The organism is Micromonospora sp. bgisy143, from assembly GCF_057708145.1.
In genome coordinates, this window is record NZ_JBYIRN010000005.1 from 137,909 (window position 1) to 158,922 (window position 21,014).

General features: G+C 72.9%; 18 protein-coding genes. 5 read left to right on the forward strand and 13 right to left on the reverse strand.

The genetic code is table 11. The annotated features are described in order from the left end of the window. Positions 1 to 53 precede the first annotated feature (53 nt). From AC3EN4_RS09995 to AC3EN4_RS10030, 8 genes are all read right to left on the reverse strand, one after another. Complete coding sequence (locus AC3EN4_RS09995; protein WP_435205641.1) at positions 54 to 2,840, reverse strand: helix-turn-helix transcriptional regulator; 2,787 nt, start codon at positions 2,838 to 2,840, stop codon at positions 54 to 56. 51 nt (positions 2,841 to 2,891) lie between these two features. Then, positions 2,892 to 3,503: a TetR/AcrR family transcriptional regulator gene (locus AC3EN4_RS10000; protein WP_435205643.1), complete on the reverse strand. Its 612-nt coding sequence runs from the start codon at positions 3,501 to 3,503 to the stop codon at positions 2,892 to 2,894. Positions 3,504 to 3,722: 219 nt separating this feature from the next. Further along, positions 3,723 to 5,009 carry an ABC transporter substrate-binding protein gene (locus tag AC3EN4_RS10005; protein ID WP_435205644.1) on the reverse strand — a complete coding sequence of 429 codons (1,287 nt, stop codon included), beginning with the start codon at positions 5,007 to 5,009 and terminating at the stop codon, positions 3,723 to 3,725. A gap of 81 nt (positions 5,010 to 5,090) precedes the next feature. Beyond that, a complete protein-coding gene (locus AC3EN4_RS10010) occupies positions 5,091 to 6,203 on the reverse strand; it encodes a branched-chain amino acid ABC transporter permease (protein WP_435205645.1) in 1,113 nt (370 codons plus the stop codon). Then, positions 6,200 to 7,078 (reverse strand): branched-chain amino acid ABC transporter permease, encoded by an 879-nt coding sequence (locus tag AC3EN4_RS10015; protein WP_422735214.1) that lies wholly within the window; start codon positions 7,076 to 7,078, stop codon positions 6,200 to 6,202. The genes AC3EN4_RS10010 and AC3EN4_RS10015 overlap by 4 nt, the downstream gene beginning before the upstream one ends. A 32-nt stretch (positions 7,079 to 7,110) precedes the next feature. Further along, positions 7,111 to 7,833 (reverse strand): ABC transporter ATP-binding protein, encoded by a 723-nt coding sequence (locus tag AC3EN4_RS10020; RefSeq protein ID WP_435205646.1) that lies wholly within the window; start codon positions 7,831 to 7,833, stop codon positions 7,111 to 7,113. Then, positions 7,830 to 8,612, reverse strand: coding sequence for an ABC transporter ATP-binding protein (locus tag AC3EN4_RS10025; RefSeq protein WP_435205647.1), 783 nt, complete (start codon positions 8,610 to 8,612; stop codon positions 7,830 to 7,832). The genes AC3EN4_RS10020 and AC3EN4_RS10025 overlap by 4 nt, the downstream gene beginning before the upstream one ends. A 134-nt stretch (positions 8,613 to 8,746) precedes the next feature. Then, positions 8,747 to 9,646: an alpha/beta hydrolase family protein gene (locus AC3EN4_RS10030; RefSeq protein ID WP_435205648.1), complete on the reverse strand. Its 900-nt coding sequence runs from the start codon at positions 9,644 to 9,646 to the stop codon at positions 8,747 to 8,749. Positions 9,647 to 9,828: 182 nt separating this feature from the next. Here AC3EN4_RS10030 and AC3EN4_RS10035 point away from each other — a divergent pair, with 182 nt between their 5' ends. Both AC3EN4_RS10035 and AC3EN4_RS10040 read left to right on the forward strand, forming a co-directional pair. Continuing rightward, positions 9,829 to 12,090, forward strand: coding sequence for a catalase (locus AC3EN4_RS10035; protein ID WP_435205649.1), 2,262 nt, complete (start codon positions 9,829 to 9,831; stop codon positions 12,088 to 12,090). Positions 12,091 to 12,192: 102 nt separating this feature from the next. Next, positions 12,193 to 12,795 carry a hypothetical protein gene (locus AC3EN4_RS10040; RefSeq protein ID WP_435205650.1) on the forward strand — a complete coding sequence of 201 codons (603 nt, stop codon included), beginning with the start codon at positions 12,193 to 12,195 and terminating at the stop codon, positions 12,793 to 12,795. Between the two features lie 5 nt (positions 12,796 to 12,800). Here the strand turns inward: AC3EN4_RS10040 and AC3EN4_RS10045 are convergent, their stop codons facing one another. Further along, complete coding sequence (locus AC3EN4_RS10045) at positions 12,801 to 13,670, reverse strand: LLM class F420-dependent oxidoreductase (protein WP_435205651.1); 870 nt, start codon at positions 13,668 to 13,670, stop codon at positions 12,801 to 12,803. Positions 13,671 to 13,829: 159 nt separating this feature from the next. Here AC3EN4_RS10045 and AC3EN4_RS10050 point away from each other — a divergent pair, with 159 nt between their 5' ends. From AC3EN4_RS10050 to AC3EN4_RS10060, 3 genes are read left to right on the forward strand one after another with little or no spacing between them, the layout of a single operon-like run. Beyond that, complete coding sequence (locus AC3EN4_RS10050) at positions 13,830 to 14,957, forward strand: acyltransferase family protein (RefSeq protein ID WP_435205652.1); 1,128 nt, start codon at positions 13,830 to 13,832, stop codon at positions 14,955 to 14,957. Continuing rightward, positions 14,954 to 16,093, forward strand: a complete 1,140-nt coding sequence (gene alr / locus AC3EN4_RS10055) for an alanine racemase (protein WP_435205654.1) — start codon at positions 14,954 to 14,956, stop codon at positions 16,091 to 16,093. The genes AC3EN4_RS10050 and alr overlap by 4 nt, the downstream gene beginning before the upstream one ends. Continuing rightward, positions 16,090 to 17,109, forward strand: coding sequence for a D-alanine--D-alanine ligase family protein (locus AC3EN4_RS10060; protein WP_435205655.1), 1,020 nt, complete (start codon positions 16,090 to 16,092; stop codon positions 17,107 to 17,109). Before alr ends, AC3EN4_RS10060 begins: the two co-directional genes overlap by 4 nt. 16 nt (positions 17,110 to 17,125) lie before the next feature. Here AC3EN4_RS10060 and AC3EN4_RS10065 read toward each other — a convergent pair whose 3' ends face one another. From AC3EN4_RS10065 to AC3EN4_RS10080, 4 genes are read right to left on the reverse strand one after another with little or no spacing between them, the layout of a single operon-like run. Next, a complete protein-coding gene (locus tag AC3EN4_RS10065) occupies positions 17,126 to 17,617 on the reverse strand; it encodes a hypothetical protein (RefSeq protein ID WP_435205656.1) in 492 nt (163 codons plus the stop codon). After that, a complete protein-coding gene (locus AC3EN4_RS10070) occupies positions 17,614 to 19,080 on the reverse strand; it encodes an ATP-binding protein (RefSeq protein WP_435205657.1) in 1,467 nt (488 codons plus the stop codon). The genes AC3EN4_RS10065 and AC3EN4_RS10070 overlap by 4 nt, the downstream gene beginning before the upstream one ends. Next, complete coding sequence (locus tag AC3EN4_RS10075; RefSeq protein ID WP_435205658.1) at positions 19,077 to 19,772, reverse strand: response regulator; 696 nt, start codon at positions 19,770 to 19,772, stop codon at positions 19,077 to 19,079. Before AC3EN4_RS10075 ends, AC3EN4_RS10070 begins: the two co-directional genes overlap by 4 nt. A 16-nt stretch (positions 19,773 to 19,788) precedes the next feature. Then, on the reverse strand, positions 19,789 to 20,769 hold the full coding sequence (locus tag AC3EN4_RS10080) for a phosphatase PAP2 family protein (RefSeq protein WP_435205659.1): 981 nt from the start codon (positions 20,767 to 20,769) through the stop codon (positions 19,789 to 19,791). Positions 20,770 to 21,014 lie beyond the last annotated feature (245 nt).

Consider the following 21,014-nt stretch of genomic DNA (forward strand, 5'->3'; position numbering starts at 1 on the left):
CCTGACGCACAAACTAGCGGTGATAGTTAACGCCGTCCAGAGCGGAACACCGCTCAGCGTTCCACGGCCAGTCCGGCGTGCTGTTCGGTGGCGAACGCGCGGGCCAACTCGGTGCGGGAGCGGATGCCGAGCCGGTGGAAGACGTTGCGCAGGTGATGGTCGACCGTCCGGGTGGACAGGAACATCCGGGCGGCGATCTCCCGGTTGGTGGCGCCCTCGGCGACCAGGCGGGCGATCCGGAGCTGCTGACCGGTCAGCAGCCGGGCCGCCGGCAGGTCCGGCGGCCCGACCGACTCCCCGGCGGCGCGCAGCTCGGCGGTGGCCACCTCGGCCCAGCGACCCACGCCGAGCAGGGTGAACGCCTCCCGGGCGCGGTGCAGGTGCGCCCGGGCGTCCCGTGGTCGCCGGCTGCGCCGCAGCTCCTGGCCGAAGAGCAGCTCGGTCCGGGCCCGTTCGAACGCGCCAGCCTCCAGCGGGTGCAACCGCAGCGCCGTCTGGAACTCCCGCTCCGCCTCGACGCCGCCCCGGGGCGCCAGCAGCGCGTGGCACCGGGCCGACAGCGCCCGGCGCAGCGGGCTCGCGGTGCTGCTCGCCCACCTGTCGAAGGCCGCCAGCGCGGCGGTCGCCGCCGGGCGGTGCGGCAGGTGCGCGGCGGCCTCCACCAGGTACGGCGTTGCCATCACCTGGACCAGCACCTGACCCCGACCGGTGCCGAGCCGGGCCAGGGACGCGAGGCGGGCCGCCGCCTCGGCGTGCCGACCGTCGACGAGGTCCAGCACGGCCAGCGCCCAGCCGGCGAGGGCGTGCGGTCGGCTGCCCGGTGCCGGCGTCGTACCGATCTCCCGGATCCGCCGCAGGCTGCTCTCCCGGTCGGCGCGGATGGCGGCCAGCACGGCGAGCATCCCCAGGTGGACGTCGGCGCAGTTGGACTGCCCGGTGGCCCGCGCCACCCGCAGTCCCTCGCGGGACGTCTCGGCCGCCGCCTCGTGCCGGCCGAGCCAGTACTCGGCGACCGCCCGCAGCTCCAACGCGCGGGACAGCATGGACAGCTCACCGCGCTCGCGCGCCAACCCGACGGCACGCTCGGCGAGGCGGTGCGCGGCGCCGTCCACGGCCACCACCAGCCCGGCCGCCGCCGCGCAGGCGAGCGCGGTCGGGGTCAGTTCCGGCCCGGTGAGGCGGCCACCGAGCACGACGGCCCGCCGCAGCTCGGGGCCGGCCCGCTCGTGGTCGCCCCGCAGGGTGGCCGCCACCCCGGTGACGAGGCAGCCGGCCAGCTCCACGGCCGGCGGGTCGTCCCGGCCCCGGAGCGCGGCGGCGTGCCGGCCGACCTCCGCGTACCGGTACTGGTCGCCGGCGAAGCAGACGGCCTCACCGGCGCGGGCCAGCCCCTGGATGGCCCGGGCACGGTCGACGGCGGCCACCGTCCGCGCGGCGGACAGCAGGGTGGCCGCCGCGCCGGTGGCGTCCTGGCAGCGCAGGTCGATCTCGCCGCGCAACAGCCCGGCCTGACCCTCGACGACCGGGTCCGCGCAGGTCGCGCGGAGGCGGTCGAGCAGGAGGCGGGCCTGGCCGGGTTGCCCGCCGGCCCAGGCGTAGCGGGCGGCGGCGAGCAGGCGGGCGGCGGCGTCGCCGGGGCGGTCGCTGAGCGCGGCGGCCCGGCACAGCGCCGCCGACGCCACGGCCCAGCCGTTGCGGCCACCGGCCGCCGCCCGCTCCAACTCGGCGGCGAGGACCGGGTCGGCGCCCGCGGTCGCGTCGGCGAGGTGCATCGCCCGGCGTAACCGCTGGCCGAGCGGATCGAGGACGCCCGCGAGCAGCCGGTGCGCGGCCCGCCGCTGCGTGAGCGGAGCGCCGGCGGCGACCATGGCGCGGGCCAGGGGCTGCGCGAAGGTGACGCCGCACGACTCGACCCGGACCAGCCCGGCGGCCTCGGCCGGGGCGAGCGCGTCGAGGGTCGCGCCGGTGGCTTCGGCCGCGCGGACCAGGGTGGCCGCGTCGTCCGACTCGTCGAGCGCCGCGAGCAGCAGCATCCGGCGGGTGTCCGGCGGCAGCCGGTCGAGGCGGGCCCGGTAGGAGCGCCCCAACGCGCCGTCGGCCGGTGGCGCGACCGGAAGCGGCTCCTCCCCGCGCCACTGCGCCGGGGTGAGCACGTCGGCGAGGTCGACGAGGGCCTGCGGGTTGCCGCCGCCGACGGTGGCGAGCGCGGCGGCGACCGGGGCGGCGGGCCGCTCGGACAGTCGGTCGGTGAGGACAGCGATGCTGTCCCGCTCGTTCAGCGGTGCCAGCCGGTGGGTCACGAGACCGCCGACGGTGGCGGTGGCGTCCGCAGTGAGCAGGACGACGACCGGCAGCTGCCGCAGTCGGCGGGCCACGACCGCGAGCACCTGTGTGGTCTGCGGGTCACCCCGGTCCACGTCGTCCATGGTGGCGAGCAGCGGACGTTCCCGGGCGGTCGCGGCGAGCAGCCCGAGGACGGCCACCGACAGGGCCAGCCGGCGCTCGGGCGGGCAGCCCTCCCCGTCCATGACCCGGTACAGCAGGCGACGGCGCTCCTCGGGCAGGGCGGTCGCGCGGTCGCGCACCGGGTCGAGCAGGCGTTGCAGGCCGGCGTACGGCAGCATCGCCTCTTCCGGCAGCCCGGTCGCGGCCAGCACGGCGCGGTCCTTCGCGTACCGGTGGGCGTAGGAGATCAGCGCGGTCCGGCCCGAGCCCGGCTCGCCGTGCAGCAGTAGCGCGCCGCCACCGTCGGTGACGCCGTCCAGCAGGCTACGGACAGCCGCGCACTGGTCGTCCCGGCCGCGCAGCACAGTTATTTGCACTTGTGATGCAGTAACCATGCGTCACAGTGTCACTCATCCATAAGCGGATGGAAAGAGGACAGGCTGGGATCAGTCGGCCGCGACCTCGGCCAACAGCGCGCCCACCGTCCGGGTCATCACCGCGCGGGCGGCGTCCACGCCCAGCCCGAGGCCGTACCGCAGCATGGACCAGGCCGGCCACATGCTCGCCGCCACCACCGCGTTGAGCAACTGGCCGCGGTCGCGCCCGGCGCGCGCCAACTCGGCGGCGAAGAGGTGCTCGACCTCGTCGCGTACCCGGTCGACGTGCTTGCGTCGGTTGCGGCGCAACTGCTCGGAGACGGGCTCGCGCATCTGCGCGGCCCGCGCCGACGGCGCGATGAGCTGGAGCAGGCGCGCCCGCTGCCGGCAGTACGCGTCGACCCGCTTGGCCAGTGGCAACGTGGTCGAGATCGGCCGGTAGGCGGCGTCCTGCTGGCGCAGCACCTCCGCGCCACTGGCCTCGAAGAGGGTTTCCATGTCCTTGAAGTTGGTCCAGAGCGTCCGCAGCGAGATGCCGGCCCGTTCGGCGATGCGTTCACCGGTGGGCCGCAGGTCTCCCTCGGCGATGAGCGCGAGGTGCGCCTCGACGATGGCCGCCCGGGTGCGCTCGGCACGGGCCGTCCGTCCGTCGACCCGCGCCGGCGTCTCGACCCTGTTCATCCGCCCCCGCCCCTTCACCGACACGGTGTCGTCCGGCTCTGCGACGAGTCTAGACAGGCGGTGATCGAAACGGTTCGGGTACGCGTGGGCGGCGTCATCCGGGCCGGCCGGATTGCATTCACGGTGCAAATAGTATGAGAGTCGGAAGGTGTTGGTCAACGCGTCGTCGTACGGCCCGGACGGGGTGACCGTCGGGCCGTACGACGACGTGGCGCACGCTCAGGAGGCGGTCGGCACCCCGTTGGCGGGCGGCGCGACCGGCGCGGCGGTGTACTCCCGGACCGGACCGTCCCGCTCGTCGGTCTCGTACGTCGGCCCGAAGTAGCTCTGCACTCCCCCGCTCACCCGGCTCAACCGCTGCCCGCCGTAGCCGGAGTGGTCGTCGGCGGCGAAGCGCAGCGGCGCGAGGCCGGGGCCCTGGAAGCCGCCCTTCTCGACCGCGTCGACGACCTTCTCGCGGGTGACGTCCTTGCCGGCGGCCAGCAGCACCTGCACGAACAGGTAGCCGACCGACATGCCGTACACGGTGTTGCCGTCGAACGGCGCGTCCCCGTTGTGCGACTTGTTGATCTTCATGAAGAGCTGGATCCACGGGTTCGCGGTGTCGTTCTGCATCGGCAGGTAGTTGGTACCGACCATGCCCTCCAGCAGCGGCGCGGCGGCGCCGAGCTGCTTGGCCAGGGTCGGCTGGTCGGCCCCGACGTTGGACACCAGCCACTGCGGCTTGAAGCCCAGTCGCGCGGCGGTACCGATGGACAGGGCGGTGAAGCCGGGCACGGTCGCCAGCACGACGACCTGACAGCCGGCCGCCTTGAACGCGCCGATCTGCGGCGCGACGTTGGTGTTGCTGGTGACGTACGTCTGCTTGACCGCTACCGCCCCGGCGCCGAGGACCTTCTCCACGCCGGCCAGGCTGTCCCGGCCGAAGTCGTCGTCCTGACCGAGGAAGCAGACCTTCTGGCCGGCCAGGGTCGACTTCGCGTAGTTGGCGAGGATCTTGCCCTCGACGGTGTAGTCCGGGTTGAAGCCGAACGTGCCGGGATAGGTATCGGGCTGGTCCCAGCTCCGGCTGCCGGAGGCGACGAAGAGGTCCGGCACCCGGTTGCTCTTGAGGAAGTCGAGCACGCCGCTGTGCGTCGGCGTGCCGAGGCCGTTGAGGATCGCGAAGACCTTGTCCTGCAACACGAGCTGGCGGACCACCTGCTGGGTGTTCGCCGGGTTGTAGCCGTCGTCCATCACCTTGTAGGTGATCTTCCGGCCGTGCACGCCACCGTTGGCGTTGACGTAGTCGAAGTACGCCTTCGTCGCTGGTGCGATCTTGGAGTAGCCGGCCGAGGCCGGCCCGGTGAGCGGCATGTGGGTGCCGACGACGATCTCGGTGTCGGTCACACCCGGCACCGACCTCCCGCCGGAGGTGGGGCCGTCGTCGCCGCCACAGCCGGCGGCGGCGATGAGCAGGGCGATGGAGCTGGCGATCGCGAGACCGCGTCGCGCCGAAGGGTGCATGGGAGACACCGACCTTTCTCGGTCCGGTTGGGTGGGAGCGGTGTGGTGGGGCGCCCGGCGGAAGCCGGGCCGGGAAACAGGTCAGGAACGTCGCGCCGGCCAGCGGGCCAGCAACGTCCGGCCGAGCCGGGCCAGCAGGCCCTGCACACCGCCGGGCGCGGCGATCATCACGACGATCAACGTGACGCCGAAGATCGCCAGCGGGAGGTTGCCCTCCAGCCGCTGCGCCACCGCCGGCGAGAGGGTGAGCAGCTCGGTCACGGAATGGGTGAGGTCGGGCAGGGCGACCAGCAGCACCGCCCCCCAGAGCGCGCCGGCGAGCCGGCCGAGACCGCCGATCACCACGGCCATCAGCAGGAAGAGCGACAGGGTCAGCGAGAACGCCCCGGGCGACACGCTCTGCGCCAGCACCGCGAGCAGGCCACCACCGAGCCCGGCGGTGGCGGCGCTGACCACGAACGCGAGAACCTGCGTACGGGCGACGTGGATGCCCGCGAGTCGGGCCGCCACCTCGTCGTCGCGGACGGCCCGGAAGGTCCGCCCGTACCGGCTACGGACCAGGTTCGCCAGCAGCAGCAGCGCCAGCAGCGTGGCGGCGCCCGCGATCCAGAGCTGCCACCGCTCGTACGGGAAGTAGGCCCCGAGCGCCAGCGGCGGCGGCTCCAACGGCACCGACAACCCCTGCTCGCCGTTCAGCACGCCGTCGAAGGTGACGGCCAGCGCCGGCACGACGACGGCCACGGCGAGCGTCACCCCGGCCAGGTAGGGGCCGCGCAGCCGGGCCGCCGCCACCCCGACCACCGCGCCGACCACGACCGTGCCCGCCACCGCCGCGACCAGCGACAGCACCAACAGCCAACCGCCGGTCCAGCCCTGGTCGAGGAACGCGTTCTGGCACAGCGCCACCGTGTACGCCCCGGTCGCCATCAACGCCCCGTGCCCCAGCGAGAGCTGCCCGTTGAGTCCGGTGAGGACGGTCAGCCCGGCGGTGGCGCAGAGGTACGCGGCGATCGTGGCGAGCTGGAAGTTGCGGAATGGCTCGACGGCGTAGCTGACCGCCACGAGCAGCGCCCCCACGGCGAGCGCCACGGCCAGGTGCCGCAGCAGCGTGGAGCCCCGTCGCGGCTCGGGCGGGCGTTCGTCGGTGTCGGCCGGTCGCTGCTTCGGCGGCAGGACCGCCCGGGTGGCGCTCACACCCGCCTCGCCGCGACCGGGGCGAACAGCCCGCCGGGGCGCACCAGCAGCACCGCCAGCAGCAGGAGGAGCACAGCGAGGGGGGTGAGGTCGCTGCCGGCGTACCCGCTCACGTAGGAGAGCAGCAGGCCCACGGCGAGGCCGCCGACGACCGCCCCCGGTGGACTGTCCAACCCACCCACCACCGCCGCGGTGAACGCCGAGACGAACACCAGGTCCATGGCGTGCGGGTGCAGACCCAACTCGGTGGGGATGACCAGCATCGCGGCGAGCGCGCCCACGCCCGAGGCCAACGCCCAGCCGAGCGTCAACATGCCGCCGACGTTCACCCCGAGCAGGCGGGAGACCTCCGGCGCGAACGCCGCCGCCCGCATCCGCAACCCGATCGAGGTACGGGCGAACATCCAGCCCAGCCCGCTGACCACCACGGCGATCGTGGCGAAGACGAACAGATCGTACGGCGACAGCACGGCGATCCCCCCGACGGTGAACGCGGACCGGCTGAACGGGACATCGGCGGGGCGGAACTCGTTGCCGTACACCATGCCCAGCACCGCCTGAATCAGCAGCACCAGGCCGAGCGCGACGATGACCGGGTTGAGCGGCGACGCGTGGTCGACGTGCCGCATCACCACCCGGTCCACCAGTGCGCCGAGCAGCAGTCCGGCGACGATCGCGACGACGAAACCCAGCCAGTACGAGCCCGTCGCGGCGGACACCGAGTACGCGACGTACGCGGCGGCGACGGCCATCGCGCCCTGGGCGAAGTTGACGACCCGGGCCGCCCGCCAGATGAGCACCAGCGCGAGCGCGAACGCGGCGTACACCGCGCCCCGGGACAGGCCGTCGACAGTGAGGAAGACGAAGCGGTCCAACTGTCCTCCCTCCGTGGGGACTTCGATGCTGGTCAGAAACCGAGGTACGCGTGACGCAGGTCGGCGTCGTCGCGCAGCGTCGCCGCCGGGGCGGCGATCACCACCTGGCCGAGGGACATCACCACGCCCTGGTCGGCGACGGCGAGGGCGCTGCGCACGTTCTGCTCGACCAGCAGCACAGTCAGGCCGGTCTGGTCACGCAACTGGCGCAGCAGGGCCATGATCCGGGCGACCACCCGGGGCGCCAGGCCCAGCGACGGCTCGTCCAGCAGCAGCAGGCGCGGCCGCCCGACCAGGGCCCGGCCGAGCGCGAGCATCTGCCGCTCGCCGCCGGAGAGCTGGTGGCCGTGGTGGCGACGACGCCGTGCGAGCGGCTCGAACAGCTCGTAGACCTCGTCGAGGGCGCGCCCGGCGTCCGCCCGGTCCCGCCGCCACAGCCCACCGAGCCGCAGGTTCTCGTCGACCGTCAGCTCGCCGATCACGCCCCGCCCCTCCGGGACGTGCGCCATGCCGCGCCGCACGAGCTGCTCCACGGGCGTACCCCGCAGATCCTCCCCGGCCAGGACGACCTGGCCGGCGGCCGGCCGGATCATGCCGGAGAGCGCCCGCAGCAGCGTCGTCTTGCCGGCGCCGTTGGCGCCGACGACGGCGGCGATGGTGCCGGCCGGCACGGTGAGGTCGACGGCCCGCAACACCGGCGCGGCGCCGTAACCGGCCACCAGTCCCCGAACCACGAGCAGATCCGGCGCGCTCATGTTGTCTCCTCGACGAGGGCGCCCAGGTACGCGTCGGTGACCGCCGGGTCGTCGCGGACCTCGTCCGGGGCGCCGGAGGCGATCACCCGGCCGAAGTCGAGCACCACGATCTCGTCGCAGACCTCCATCACCAGGTCCATGTGGTGCTCGACGAGCAGCACCGCGCAGGGGTCGACGTCGCGCCGGGGCAGCTGCCGGATCAGGTCCGCCAGCTCGGCGATGTCGTCCGCGCCGAGGCCGCCGGCGGGTTCGTCGAGCAGCAGCAGCCGGGGTCGCGCGGCGAGCGCGCGGGCCAGGGCGACCCGCTGGCGTACGGCGAAGGGCAGCGTGCCCGGCGCGGCCTCGGCGTGCGCGGCGATGCCCAGACCGTCGAGGACGTCCAGGGCGTGCCGGCGCAGCCGGCGCTCGTCGCGGTCGCTGCCGGGAAGCCCGAACAGCGCCGCGCCGAAACCTGCACGGGCGGTGTGGGACGCGCCGGTCATCACGTTCTCCACCACGCTGAGCCCCGCGAAGAGCCCGGTCCCCTGCAGGGTCCGGGCGATGCCGAGCCGGGTCAGCCGGTGGGGCTGGGGGCGCAGCGGCCGACCGTCGAGGGTGAGCGAACCCGTCTGCGGTGTGACGAAGCCGCAGACCACGTTGAACAGGGTGGTCTTGCCGGCGCCGTTGGGCCCGATCACGCCGACCACCCGGTTGGGTGGCACCCGGAGCGAGACGTCGTCGAGGGCGGTGAGGCCGCCGAAACGGACGCCGATGTCGTGCAGTTCGAGGCCGCGCTCCATGCACCCATCCCTCTGCCGTGGCGGGTGTTATTTACACTCGCAGTGTACGTTTCTCGGTGATCGCGTCAAGACCCCTCGATGCGCCCGAACGGCCGGGACGGCCGCCGTGGGGCGACCGTCCCGGACGAGTGCGCTCAGGCGCTCGGGCAGGTGTTGCGGTACTCCTGGATCTGCGACCCGCTGGGGCCCGGGCAGAGGAACTGCTCGTAGCGGGTGTCGTCGTCGACGAACCGCTTGAGCCAGGCCACCATCTGCCGCGCCGTCGGGGTGTTGACGGTCTGCGGGAAGAAGTGGCTCGCCCCGTTGAGTTCCAGGTAGGCCTTCTCGGCCGAGGACGGGATGCTGTTGTAGAACGGGATCGAGTGCGTGGCGACCGGCGCCACGCTGTCGCTCTCGCCGCCGATGATCAGCGTCGGCACCCGCAGCTCGGACCAGCTCTTGTCCAGGTTCCACGGCGCGAGCGGCACCGCGGCCTGCAACGATGGCCGGGACGAGGCCGCCTCCAGGCTGCCGCCGCCGCCCATCGAGTGCCCGGCCACCGCGAGCCGGCTGCTGTCGATCCGGCTCCGCACCGAGCTGCGCTCGGTGAGGTAGTCCAGCGCGGCGAGCAACTGCCGGCCGCGGCTGTCCGGCTGGTCCAGTCGGGTGTTGGTCTCGATGCCGATCACCACGAAGCCGTGCGAGGCGATCCGCGGGCCGAGCCAGCTGATGCTGGACCACGCGGCGGTGTAGCCGGGCGAGATGGCGACGGCGCCGAAGGTGCCCTCGCTGGTGCTGGTCGGGTAGTAGATGACCCCGCCGCCGAAGCCGGTCACGCTCAGCGACGACACGCTCTGCGAGGCGGTGGCGAAGGGACCGCGGCTGGCCTCCAGGATCGCGGTGGTCGGGGCCGGGCCCCGCTCGTACGGGCCGGCCGCCTGCGCGGCACCCGTCGGTCCGACGAGGACGCCGGCGACGAGCAGGGTGGTAGCCAGCGCGAGCCGGGCGACCCGGGCGGGCAGGGAACGGGGACGGGTGGTGGTTGGTGACGACACGTCGGGCACTCCCTAGGGTCGAGGGATATCGACGCTCGTCAGTGTTGGTGGCCCGGGGCGACCGACACATCGGTGAAATCACCAGTCCTGCCGAAGGAGCGGATTTTTCGTGCGTTTCGGCCCTCCGACCAGGGGTAGGGGTGCAGGGGCCTGCTCAAACGCTCCAGGGAGAGGTCCGCTCAGTGGATTCCAGCAAGCCCGCCGAGGCCGTCAAGAACGTCGTGAAGACCGCCTCCGAGAAGATCGCCGACGCCCTCACGCCGGACGTGCCGGGCGCGCCCGGCAACGCACCGCCGACCGTCGAGGAGCCGACCTCGCCCCGCGACCCGCTGCCGCCCAAGACGGAACAGGGCGCCCCGCAGACGCGTACGCCCACCGGTGTCGAGACCGGTGCGCCGACGACCGCGAACGGTCAGCAGGGCGCGTACCTGACGACGGCGAACGGGGCACGGCTGCGCGACACCGACCACTCGCTCAAGGCCGGCCCCCGGGGACCGGTCCTGCTCCAGGACCACCACCTGCGCGAGAAGATCACGCACTTCGACCACGAGCGCATCCCGGAGCGCGTGGTGCACGCGCGGGGCGCGGGCGCGCACGGGGTGTTCACCGCGTACGGCACCGCCGAGGCCGTCACCCGGGCCGGCTTCCTCGCCAAGGGACGCGAGACCGAGGTCTTCGTCCGGTTCTCCACCGTCCTCGGCTCGCGTGGCTCGGCCGACACCGTCCGGGACACCCGAGGCTTCGCGACCAAGTTCTACACCGACGAGGGCACCTTCGACCTGGTCGGCAACAACATGCCGGTCTTCTTCATCCAGGACGCCATCAAGTTCCCCGACATCATCCACGCCGCGAAGCCGCACCCGGACCGGGAGATCCCGCAGGCGCAGAGCGCCCACGACACGTTCTGGGACTTCGTCTCGCTGCACACCGAGGCGCAGCACCACACCATCTGGAACATGTCCGACCGGGGCATCCCGCGCTCGTACCGGACCATGGAGGGCTTCGGTGTGCACACCTTCCGCCTGGTCAACGAGGCCGGGGAGACGGTGTTGGCCAAGTTCCACTGGAAGCCGAAGCTCGGCGTGCACTCGCTGACCTGGGAGGAGGCGCAGCTGCTCGGCGGCATCGACCCCGACTTCCACCGCCGGGACCTCTACGACGCCATCGAGGCGGGCGCGTTCCCCGAGTGGGAACTCGGCATCCAGGTCTTCCCCGACACCCCCGAGGAGACGTTCGCCGGCATCGACCTGCTGGACGCCACGAAGATCGTCCCGGAGGAGTTGGCGGAGGTGCAGCCGATCGGCCGGTTGGTCCTCAACCGGACACCGACGAACTTCTTCGCCGAGACCGAGCAGGTCGCCTTCCACCTCGGCCACCTGCCGCCGGGCATCGACGTCACGAACGACCCGCTGCTCCAGGGGCGGCTCTTCTCGTACGTCGACACGCAGCTCACCCGCCTCGGCGGCCCGAACTTCGCGCAGATCCCGATCAACCGTCCGCACGCGGCGGTCAACGACATGCTGCGCGACGGCTTCCACCAGCACGCCGTGCACGCCGGAGTGGCGCCGTACCGGCCGAACTCGCTCGACGGCGGCAACCCCTTCGAGGCCGGCGACGCCGAGCACGCCTTCGTCGACGTGCCGGTGACGGTGGCGCAGGCGCCGAAGGTCCGCGCGAGCCCCGCGTCGTTCGACGACCACTACAGCCAGGTACGACTGTTCTGGCTGAGCATGTCGCCGGTCGAGAAGGAGCACATCATCCGGGCGTACACCTTCGAGCTGGGCAAGTGCTACCACCAGGCGATCAAGGAACGCCAGCTGCAGTGTCTCGCCAACATCGACCCGGTGCTGTGCGAGCAGGTGGCCACCGGCCTGGGGCTGCCCGCGCCGCAGCCCACGGTGCCGCCGGTCGACGTCACGCCGAGCCCGGCCCTGTCGCAGGTCGGCCGGGAGTGGCCGGCCGACGGCCGTACCGTCGGGATCGTCGTCGACCCGGACGGCGACCTGGACGACGTCGGCGAGGTCCGGCGGGCCGTCTTCGAGGCCGGCATGGTGCCGCTGCTGATCGCCCCGCACGGTGGCATGGTGGGCGACCTGCCGGTCCAGCGGACCTTCGCCACCGGCCGTTCGGTGGAGTTCGACGCGCTGCTGCTGGCCGGGGCGCCGGTGCCCGCGCCCGACGCGCTGCCCGCCCGCGACGCCAAGGCGGGCCGGCCGGACGCGGCGACCGTCGACCCCCGCGTGCTGCTCCTGGTCGAGGAGTGCTGGCGGCACGCCAAGGCGATCGGCGCGTGGGGCGCCGGGGTCACCGTGCTGGAGCAGGCCGGGGTGGCCGGCACCCCCGGCATCGTGGCCGCAGGCTCCGGCGCGGAGGCGCTGACCGGGGTGCAGCGGTTGATGGCCGCGCACCGGGTCTGGGAGAGGTTCCCCGTCTCGGTCGGCTGACACCGCCGGCCGTGAACGAGGGCTGACCTTCGGCACCCCGAAGGTCAGCTCTCGTTCGCTGCGGGGCGCGGCAGGGTTGCAGCACGTTCGTATCATCCAGTCATGGCGGCGGAGGAAAGCGGCGCACCAGTTCCTTCCGACCTGACGAATCGAAGAATCATCGACACCGCCCGCTGGCACATCCTGCGGTACGACGGTCTCCGTAGCTCTATCGCGAATCGGGCGTCCTTCGTCATCAGCGCCAACGCCGTCGTGATCGGCGGCGTCGCGCTTCTCTTCCCCGCAGCCATAGGCCAGGACATCTTCGGAGGTCGGGCGACGCTGCTCGCCGTGGGGTGTGCCTCACTCGCAGTGCTGATCCTCGCGGCCTTGTCCATCGTCGCGGCGACCAACGCTCTCCTCGCCAGCAAACGATGGCGGGAGCTGTACGGATCGGAACCGCCACCCGGCATGTTCTACCAGCACTCAGACACCTTTCGAGTCGTCTCCACCTTCCGGGACTTCGAGACGGAGTTCGCCGCGCAGACCGCCGACAGCGAACGACTCTCGGCCACCGTCACGCTGTGGATCGTCATGCAGACGCAGAACTATCGGTACGAGTTTCTGCGCCGAGCGACCCGCCGCCTGCAACAGAGCTTCGCCACGCTCTGCTGCTCGATCGGCGCCGTGATCGTCCTGTCGATCATCGACCTCTGGCGTCGGTAGGGCGGTCAGCCGATGTCAGCGAGCCGCGGCAGCACCTCGTCGCCGAGCCGCCGGGCGAACTCCACGGGGTGCCGGTCCGGCGTGACCTGCACCTCGGTGACGCCGAGCGCGGCGTAGTCGGACACCTCGGCGAGGAACGCGTCGAGATCCTCCAGCGGCGGCTTGGAGGCCAGCACGGTCTTGGTAATGCTCTCGTAGTCACGGCCCTCGGAGGCGCAGTGCGCGCGCAGCACGTCCAGCTTGTGCGCGATCCCCTCGGCGCCGGTGCCGAACAGGTTGCAGGCGTCGGCGTACCGGGCGACCAGCAGCAGCGTCTTCTTCTCGCCGCTGCCGCCGATCATGATTGGCGGGTGCGGACGACTCAGCGGCTGGGGCGAGTTGATCGTCTCGGTGAGCTGGTAGTGCCGCCCGTCGAACGGCCCGTTGTCATCGCTCCACATCTGCCGGCAGATCCGCAGAGTCTCCTCCAGCCGCTCGAACCGCTCGGCGACCGGCACCACCGGCACGCCGAGCCCGCGCTGCTCCCGCTCGTACCAGGACGCCCCGATGCCGAGCCGGGCCCGGCCTCCGGAGAGCACGTCGAGGGTGGTCACGGTCTTGGCCAGCAGTCCCGGATAGCGGTACATGACACCGGTGACCAGCACACCCAGCGTCATCCGGCGGGTCTGCGCCGCGACGTAACCCAGCGTCGTGTACGCCTCCAGCATCGGCTCCTCGGCCGGGGCCAGCGCCTCCATCTGGAAGAAGTGGTCCATGACCGTGAACGAGGACACGCCTGCCGCCTCGGCGACGGTCGCCGCCTCGGCGAGGGTCGGCGCGATGGCGGTCGGATCGGCCGGAGTCGAGAAATTCCAGTAGTGCAGCCCGAGCTTCATGTTCGGCACCTCCGCGATCGAGCCTAGTGGCGCTCCCCCGGGTTCCGACGCGTCGCCGGCGATGATCGTGGGTCCCGTACGACGAGCCGACGGAGTCCATTACCGGATCATGACAATTCGAGGATCAGGCGCGGATATCCCGCTGGCACCTTCTGCTGAGTGATCCAAGAGCTGTCTCGCACCGAGCCCCGACCGGAGGAGCACGACGCACGCGTCCGGTTCCGCCACCGACGGCGGGCCGACACCGGCGGACCGCAGCGTGTGCAGTGGGCCGACGCCGCGAAGGGCGTGTGCATCCTCCTCGTCGTCGGCTGGCACATCGTCGTCAAGGACTACCTGCGGATCGACTGGCACGTCGGCGTGCCCGTGCCGGGCCTGTGGGGCACGCTGGGTGAGCAGTTGCTGCCGCTGCGCATGCCGCTCTTCTTCACCATCAGCGGTCTCTTCGCGGCCAACGCCGTGCACCGGCCCTGGCGCGCCGTCGCCCGTGGCCGCATCGCGGGGTTCCTCTACCTGTACGCCCTCTGGCTGCTGATCCACACCGCGGTCCTCGCCGTGACGCCGGACTTTCCGACCGACCGGGCCACGTCCGTCGTCGGACTGCTGGCACAGCTCACCGTCACTCCCTCCAACCTCTGGTACCTGTACGCCCTGGCGCTCTACTTCACGCTCGCCAAGGCGGCCCGTCGGCTGCCGTCGTGGCTCGTCGTCGTACCCGCCGCGGTGTTGTCCGCTGTCACGGCCGCCGGCCTGCTGGCGGCACCGGGCAACCGGGCCGGCCTCTACCAGAACCTGGTCTTCTTCCTGGCCGGCCTGTACCTGCGGTCTCCCATCCAGCGTTGGGCCGCCACCGCGACCCGGCGTCGACTGGTGCTGACCGGCGGGGCGTACGCCCTCGCGCTGGCCGCGATGGCGGCGGCCGGCGCCCAGCGGTGGTTCGGCGTCTGGCCGGCGGTCTCCGTCGTCGCGGTGGCCTTCGGCGTCACCGCCGCCGCCCGCCTGGTCCGGTGGCCCGCCCTCGGCGACCGACTGGCCGCCCTCGGGCGTGTCACGCTGCCCGTCTACGTCATCCACCTGCCGCTGGTGGCGCTGCTGCACCGCCTGCTCGTCGCCCCGGTCTCCGAGCTGGACGCGGGCGCGCAGGGCCTGATCGTGCTGGGCTACCCGGTCGTGCTGACCGCGCTCGTCACCGGTCTGAGCCTCGCCGCGCACCGGGGGCTGCTGGCGGCCCGCGCCCGCTGGCTGTTCGCGCTCCCCGGCACCCGCCGTCCGGCGGTGACCGGATGACCGCCCTGGCCGAGGCGGTGGTCGACCTGGGGGCGATCGCGGACAACGTCCGGACGGTCGCCGCGGTCACTGGCACCGACCTGATGGCGGTGGTGAAGGCCGACGGGTTCGGCCACGGGGCGGTGCCGGTCGCGCGGGCCGCGCTGCGTGCCGGGGCCACCTGGTTGGGCGTGACCTCGACGGCCGAGGCGCTGGCCCTGCGCGCCGCGGGCATCACCGCGCCCACGTTGAGCTGGCTGCACCGCCCGGACGACGACTTCACCGAGTTGATCCTGGCGGGCGTCGACGTGGGTCTCTCCACCCTCACCCACCTGCATTCGCTCGTCGACGCGGCGGTGCGGCTCGGCGTGCCCGCGACGGCGCAGCTCAAGGCGGACACCGGTCTCACCCGCAACGGCGCCGGCCGGGACGAGTGGCCCGAGCTGGTGGCCTGGGCCCGCAAGTACGAGGTGCAGGGCGCGCTCCGGGTACGCGGCGTGTGGTCCCACCTGGCCGACGCGGACGTACCGGGTGCGCCCGCGCTGGCCGGTCAGCTCCGGACGTTCACCGAGGCGCTGCACGTCGCCCGGGCCGCCGGCCTCGACCCTGATCTCGTCCACCTGGCCAATTCGGCGGCCGCGTTGTCGGCGCCCCGGACCCGCTTCGACCTCTGCCGGATCGGGCTGGCCCTCTACGGCGTCGATCCGTTCGGCGCGGTCGGTCCCGGCGCGTTCGGGCTGCACGCCGCCCTGACGCTGCGCACGACCGTGGTGAACGTGAAGCGGGTGCCGGCCGGCACGGGCGTCTCGTACGGGCCGGAGCACGTGACCGCCGCCCCGACGACGCTGGCGCTGCTGCCGCTCGGCTACGCCGACGGGCTGCCCCGGGTCACCGAGGGTCGGGCCGAGGTGTGGCTCGGCGGCCGGCGCTGCCCGGTGGTCGGGCGGATCGCCATGGACCAGTGCGTGGTCGACGCGGGTGACCTGGCGGTGCGGATCGGCGACCCGGTCGTCGTGATCGGCGCGGGACGCGACGACGACGCGCCGACCGTCGCCGAGTGGGCGCGCTGGGCCGGCACCAACCCACACGAGATCTTGACCGGAATCGGGGCGCGGGTGGGCCGCGTCCATCTCCACGAAAGGGCGGACGTCGCATGATCACGCGACTGGCAGTGCTGTACGGCGGGCAGAGCGGCGAACACGACGTGTCACGGCGCTCCGGGGCCGCCATCCTCGCCGGTCTGGACCGGGACCGGTACCAGGTCACCGAAGTGCTCATCGACACCGACGGCGGCTGGCACGTGGACGGTAGGCCGATGGGTCTGCCGCAGGCGTTGCGGGTGCTGCGCGCCCAGGACGTGGTGTTCCCCGCCCTGCACGGCCCGTACGGCGAGGACGGTACGGTCGCGTCGCTGCTGGAATGGCTCGGCGTGCCGTACGTCGGCAACGGGGTGTTCGCCAGCGCGGCGGGCATGGACAAGGGTGTCACCAAGCGGCTCCTCGCGGCGGAGGGCCTGCGGGTCAGCCCGGGTGTGACCCTGCGGCCCGAGGAGGCCCTGTCGCCGGCCGACCAGCAGCGGCTGGGCCTGCCGGTCTTCGTCAAGCCGGCGCGGGCCGGGTCCAGCCTGGGCGTGGTCCGGGTGACCGAGTGGTCGGCGCTGCCCGCCGCGCTCGCGCAGGCCCGCCAGGTCGACCCGAAGGTGCTCGTCGAGCAGGGGGCGCACGGTCGGGAGATCGACGTCGCGGTCCTGCAACACCCCGACGGCCGGGTGCAGGCCGGGCCGCCGCTGGAGATCCGGGTCAGCGGGGCGGGCTTCTTCGACTACGACGCCAAGTACGACGGTGGCGCCGTCTTCCAGATCCCGGCGCAGCTCGACCCGGCCACCACCGAGGTGCTCCAGGACCGGGCGATCCGCGCCTTCGACGCCCTCGACTGCCGGGGACTGCTGCGGGTCGACTTCTTCCTCCCCCACGAGGGCGCCGAGCCCATCGTGAACGAGGTCAACACCTTCCCCGGCTTCACCGCCGCCTCGCAGTATCCGCAGATCTGGCAGCGGGCGGGCGTCGAGTTCCCCGCCCTGCTCGACATCCTGATCTCCGGTGCGCTCGCCGAACGGGATCGGGTCCTGGCGCAGCGGCTGCCCGAGCCGGGGCGGGCGGTCGACCTGGTCTGAACGGACAGCGCCCCGGTCAGTCGAGCGGGCAGGACCAGGGCGGCCGGGTGCCGTCCGAGCCGACCAGGGTGACCGGGGCGTAGTTGCCCTGCTGGCCGGCGAGCGTCACGGTGCAGACGATCTGGTTGACCGCCAGGGTGGAGAGCGGCAGCACGGCACCCTTCATCCGCACCGTGACGCCGGGCTGGTCGGCGCTCGGTGTCACGGCTGCCGGACCGATGTCCGACGGCACCTCGCTGGTGAGCCCCGCGTCGCGCTCGCTGTCATCGGGGCCGGCGGCGAGCAGCACGAGTGTCTCGGCCGGCGACCGGGGGATGTTCTTCACCGGCCGGAGCGCCAGCGCCAGCTCGCCGTCCGCGATCAGGTAGATGCCCCCGTCCGCGGACGGGCCGCTCACCGCGGAGCGGCCGGTGATGACGTCGGTGGGCCGCACTCCGCAGCCGGCCGTCAGCACCGCGACCAGGAGCCCGACCGCGAGCGAGGCCCGCGCCCCGCGACGGCGGCTCACCGTACGCCTCCGGCGGGCGTCGTGTCGGACGCCGTCCGGGGCAGCCGGAGCGTGAACACCGCCCCGCCCTGCGAGCCGTTGCTCGCCACCAGGCTCCCGGCCTGCCCGGCGTGCCGGTGCAGGCGCGCGTTCTCCCACGCGATCGCGAGTCCGAGGCCACTGCCCTCGGAGCGGGTCCGGGCGGTGTCCGCCTTGTAGAAGCGGTCGAACACGTGCGGCAGCACCTCCGGGTCCAACCCCGGGCCCTGGTCGGTGACCTCGATGGTGAACCAGTCGGGTTCGGCGACAAGACGGACGGACACCGGCTCGGTGCCGTGCCGGAAGGCGTTGCCGACCAGGTTGGCGACGATGACGTCGAGCCGCCGGGGATCGAGCCGGGCTACGACACCGGCCGGCAGGTGCGCCCGTACCCGGTCGGTCCACCCCCGCAGCCGCAGCGTCGCGGTGACCGCGGCGGCGACGTCGACGTCGTCGAGGGCGAGCCGGGCGGTGCCGGAGTCGAACCTGCTGACCTCGATGAGGTCGTTGACGAGCTGGGTGAGGCTCTGCGTCTCCTGGCTGACGAGCCGGGCGGCCCGGCCGGCGTCACCCGGTAGCCGGTCCGCCTCCTCGTCCAGCACGTCGGTGACCGCCGTCATGGCGGCCAGCGGCGTACGGAGTTCGTGGGACACGTCGGCCACGAAGCGCCGAGCGTCGGCCTCCATCCGCCGCAGCTCACCGACCTGACGCTCGATGGTCGCGGCGGTGTCGTTGAAGGTGCGCGTGACGTCGGCCAGCTCGTCGACGCCCCGGACGGTCAGCCGGGTGGACAGGTCCCCCTCGCCGAGCCGGCGTGCCGCGCGACCCAGCTCGCGGACGGGCCGCAGCACCCCCTGCGCCGCCAGCAGGGCCAGCAGGACCGCGAGGATGAGGGAGAGTCCGCCGGTCACCCAGGCGAGCGTGGCGAGCCGGTCGATGCTCTCCTGCTCGGAGGCGAGGTTACGCACCGAGTAGACCTCCACTCCGGACGCCACGGACATGCCGTCGGGCCGGTCGAGCCGGAGCTGCGTGCCGATGAGCAGCACCGGCTGTCCGGCGCGCTCGACGCGTTGCCAGGCGATCCGACCGGAAGCCACCTCCTGCCGCAGCTGCGGAGTGAGCTCTTCGGTGCCGTCGACGCCCGACGACCACCGTTCCCGGTAGTGGACCAGGGTGTAGCTGTCCCGGTCGGAGAGCTGCCCCGCCAACAGGTCCAGCTCCTGCTGGCTGGGCGGCAGGCGCAACACCGGGTACACCTTCGAGAGCTGGTCGGTGAGCGAGGCCACCGCGGCGTCCTGCGCCTGCTGGAGGATGACGGTACGGGCTTGGAAGTAGCTGCCACTGGCCACCACCGCCGTGGTGGTCACACCCAGCAGGGCGAATGCCAGGAGCAGCCGGGTGCGCAGGCCCAACGCCATGGCGCGGGCCCGGTGCCAGGGGGTCACAGCGGCCCGAACCGGTATCCGAAGCCGCGTACGGTCTGGATGTAGACCGGCGCCGACGGCTCGTCCTCGATCTTGGCGCGTAGCCGCTGGACGCAGGCGTCCACCAGCCGCGAGTCGCCGAGGTAGCCGTGCTCCCAGACGGCCTCCAGCAGTTGCTGACGACTGAGCACCTGGCCCGGCGTGTGCGAGAGTTCGAGCAGCAGCCGCAGCTCGGTGGGGGCCAGGCCGACCGGCACGCCGCCCTTGCTGACCACCAGCGCGGCCCGGTCGATGGTCAGGTCACCGTGCCGGTGCAGCCCGGGTCGATCGGCGCCGGGGCGCCGCGAGTCGCCACCGGTGCGCCGCAGCACCGCGCGGATGCGCGCCTCGAGCACCCGGGCCTGCACCGGCTTGACCACGTAGTCGTCGGCGCCCGCCTCCAGACCGGCCACCACGTCCATGTCGTCGTTGCGGGCGGTGAGCATGATGATGGGCAGGTCGCCCTGCTGCCGGATGCGACGGCACACCTCGAACCCGTCCATACCGGGCAGCATGATGTCGAGGACCACCACGTCGGACGCGGTCGTCCGCAGCCGCTCCAGGCCCTGTTCACCGGTCGCCACGGCGACGACGGTGTGGCCCTGCCGGGTGAGCGCCAACTGCAGTCCGTCGCGGACCGTCTGGTGATCTTCGATCAGCAGGACCTGGGGCATGCCGTCAAGTATCCCATCACGAGTGTTGTTCACGTTCGTCGATGCTGTGCGCCCGTCGACCCGCCGGTCGGGTCGAGCCGACGAACTCCATCGAGCGGACCAGGAACGCCGCCCCGCCCACCGCGAGCACCGTCAACCCGGTCGCCGCCAGGACGGCCACCAATGGCCCCCACCGCAGTTCGGCGGCCAGACCCGGCAGCAGCACCCGAACCGCCCAGACCAGCACGAGCAGTCCACCCGCCCCCTGAGCCAGCGCGCGCCAGACCCGGCCGGACCTCGGTGCGGCAGCCGGCCGACGCGTGTCGCCACCGGGCCGGACCGCCAGCCCGGCGGCCGCCAGGCAGAACAGCGTCAGGCTCACCAGAACGCCCCCGAGCACGTCGCTGAACCGGTGCCATCCGGCGATCATGGTGGCCGCGCCGATCACCGAGACGCCCGCCGCGCCGGGCACCACCAGCCACCGTCGGGCCGCGCCGGGCGTCACCAGCAGGAAGGCCAGCGCCAGTGCCGTCGCGACCGCGACGTGACCACTGGGGAAGCTGTTGTGGGTGGTCGAACCCGCGACCGCGAGTTCCGGGCGGGGCAGCGCCGACTTCGCCGCGCCGGCCACCAGCACCGCGCCGAGCACCAGACCGACGCCCACGACGCCGGGCAGCAGCCGGCGGCCGAGCGCGCCCACCACCAGCACGGCGGCGAGCAGGACGGCCAGCAGCGCCGGGTGACCGAAGTGCCGCAGGACGACCGTGGCCGGCTCGAACAGCCCGCCGGGCTGCGCGTACCCCCCGCCCCGCTCGGCGCGCGGCAGCAGCAGTCCGTCGAACCACTGGCCGGGCTGGGTCCACACGAAGACCAGGCCGACCAGACCCAGCGCGAGCAGGCAACAGACGCCCGCCGCAAGCAGTCGGAGCGCCGGCTGCACCGCGAGGGCCGGGCCGGGCGGCACCGCCGGTGTCGGCACCGGCGACCGACCGATGAAGTACGACGATGTGTGGGACATGCGACCATGCTCGGCCGGTGAGATCCGGGCGCTGTCCGCGGATTGTCTTGGTTCTGTCACAACCGGCGCTCGTACTGGAAATACCGGGCGATCCTCCCCCACGAACGCCCGCCAGCGCGCCCTGTCATGACGCCGACCGGACGTGAACCGGCATTCACATGCTTACATGCAACTATGTTTAACCCGCCCGAGACGAGCCGTCACTAGGGTCAAGACGCCGATCGATCTTCTCGGCGGTGCGTAAA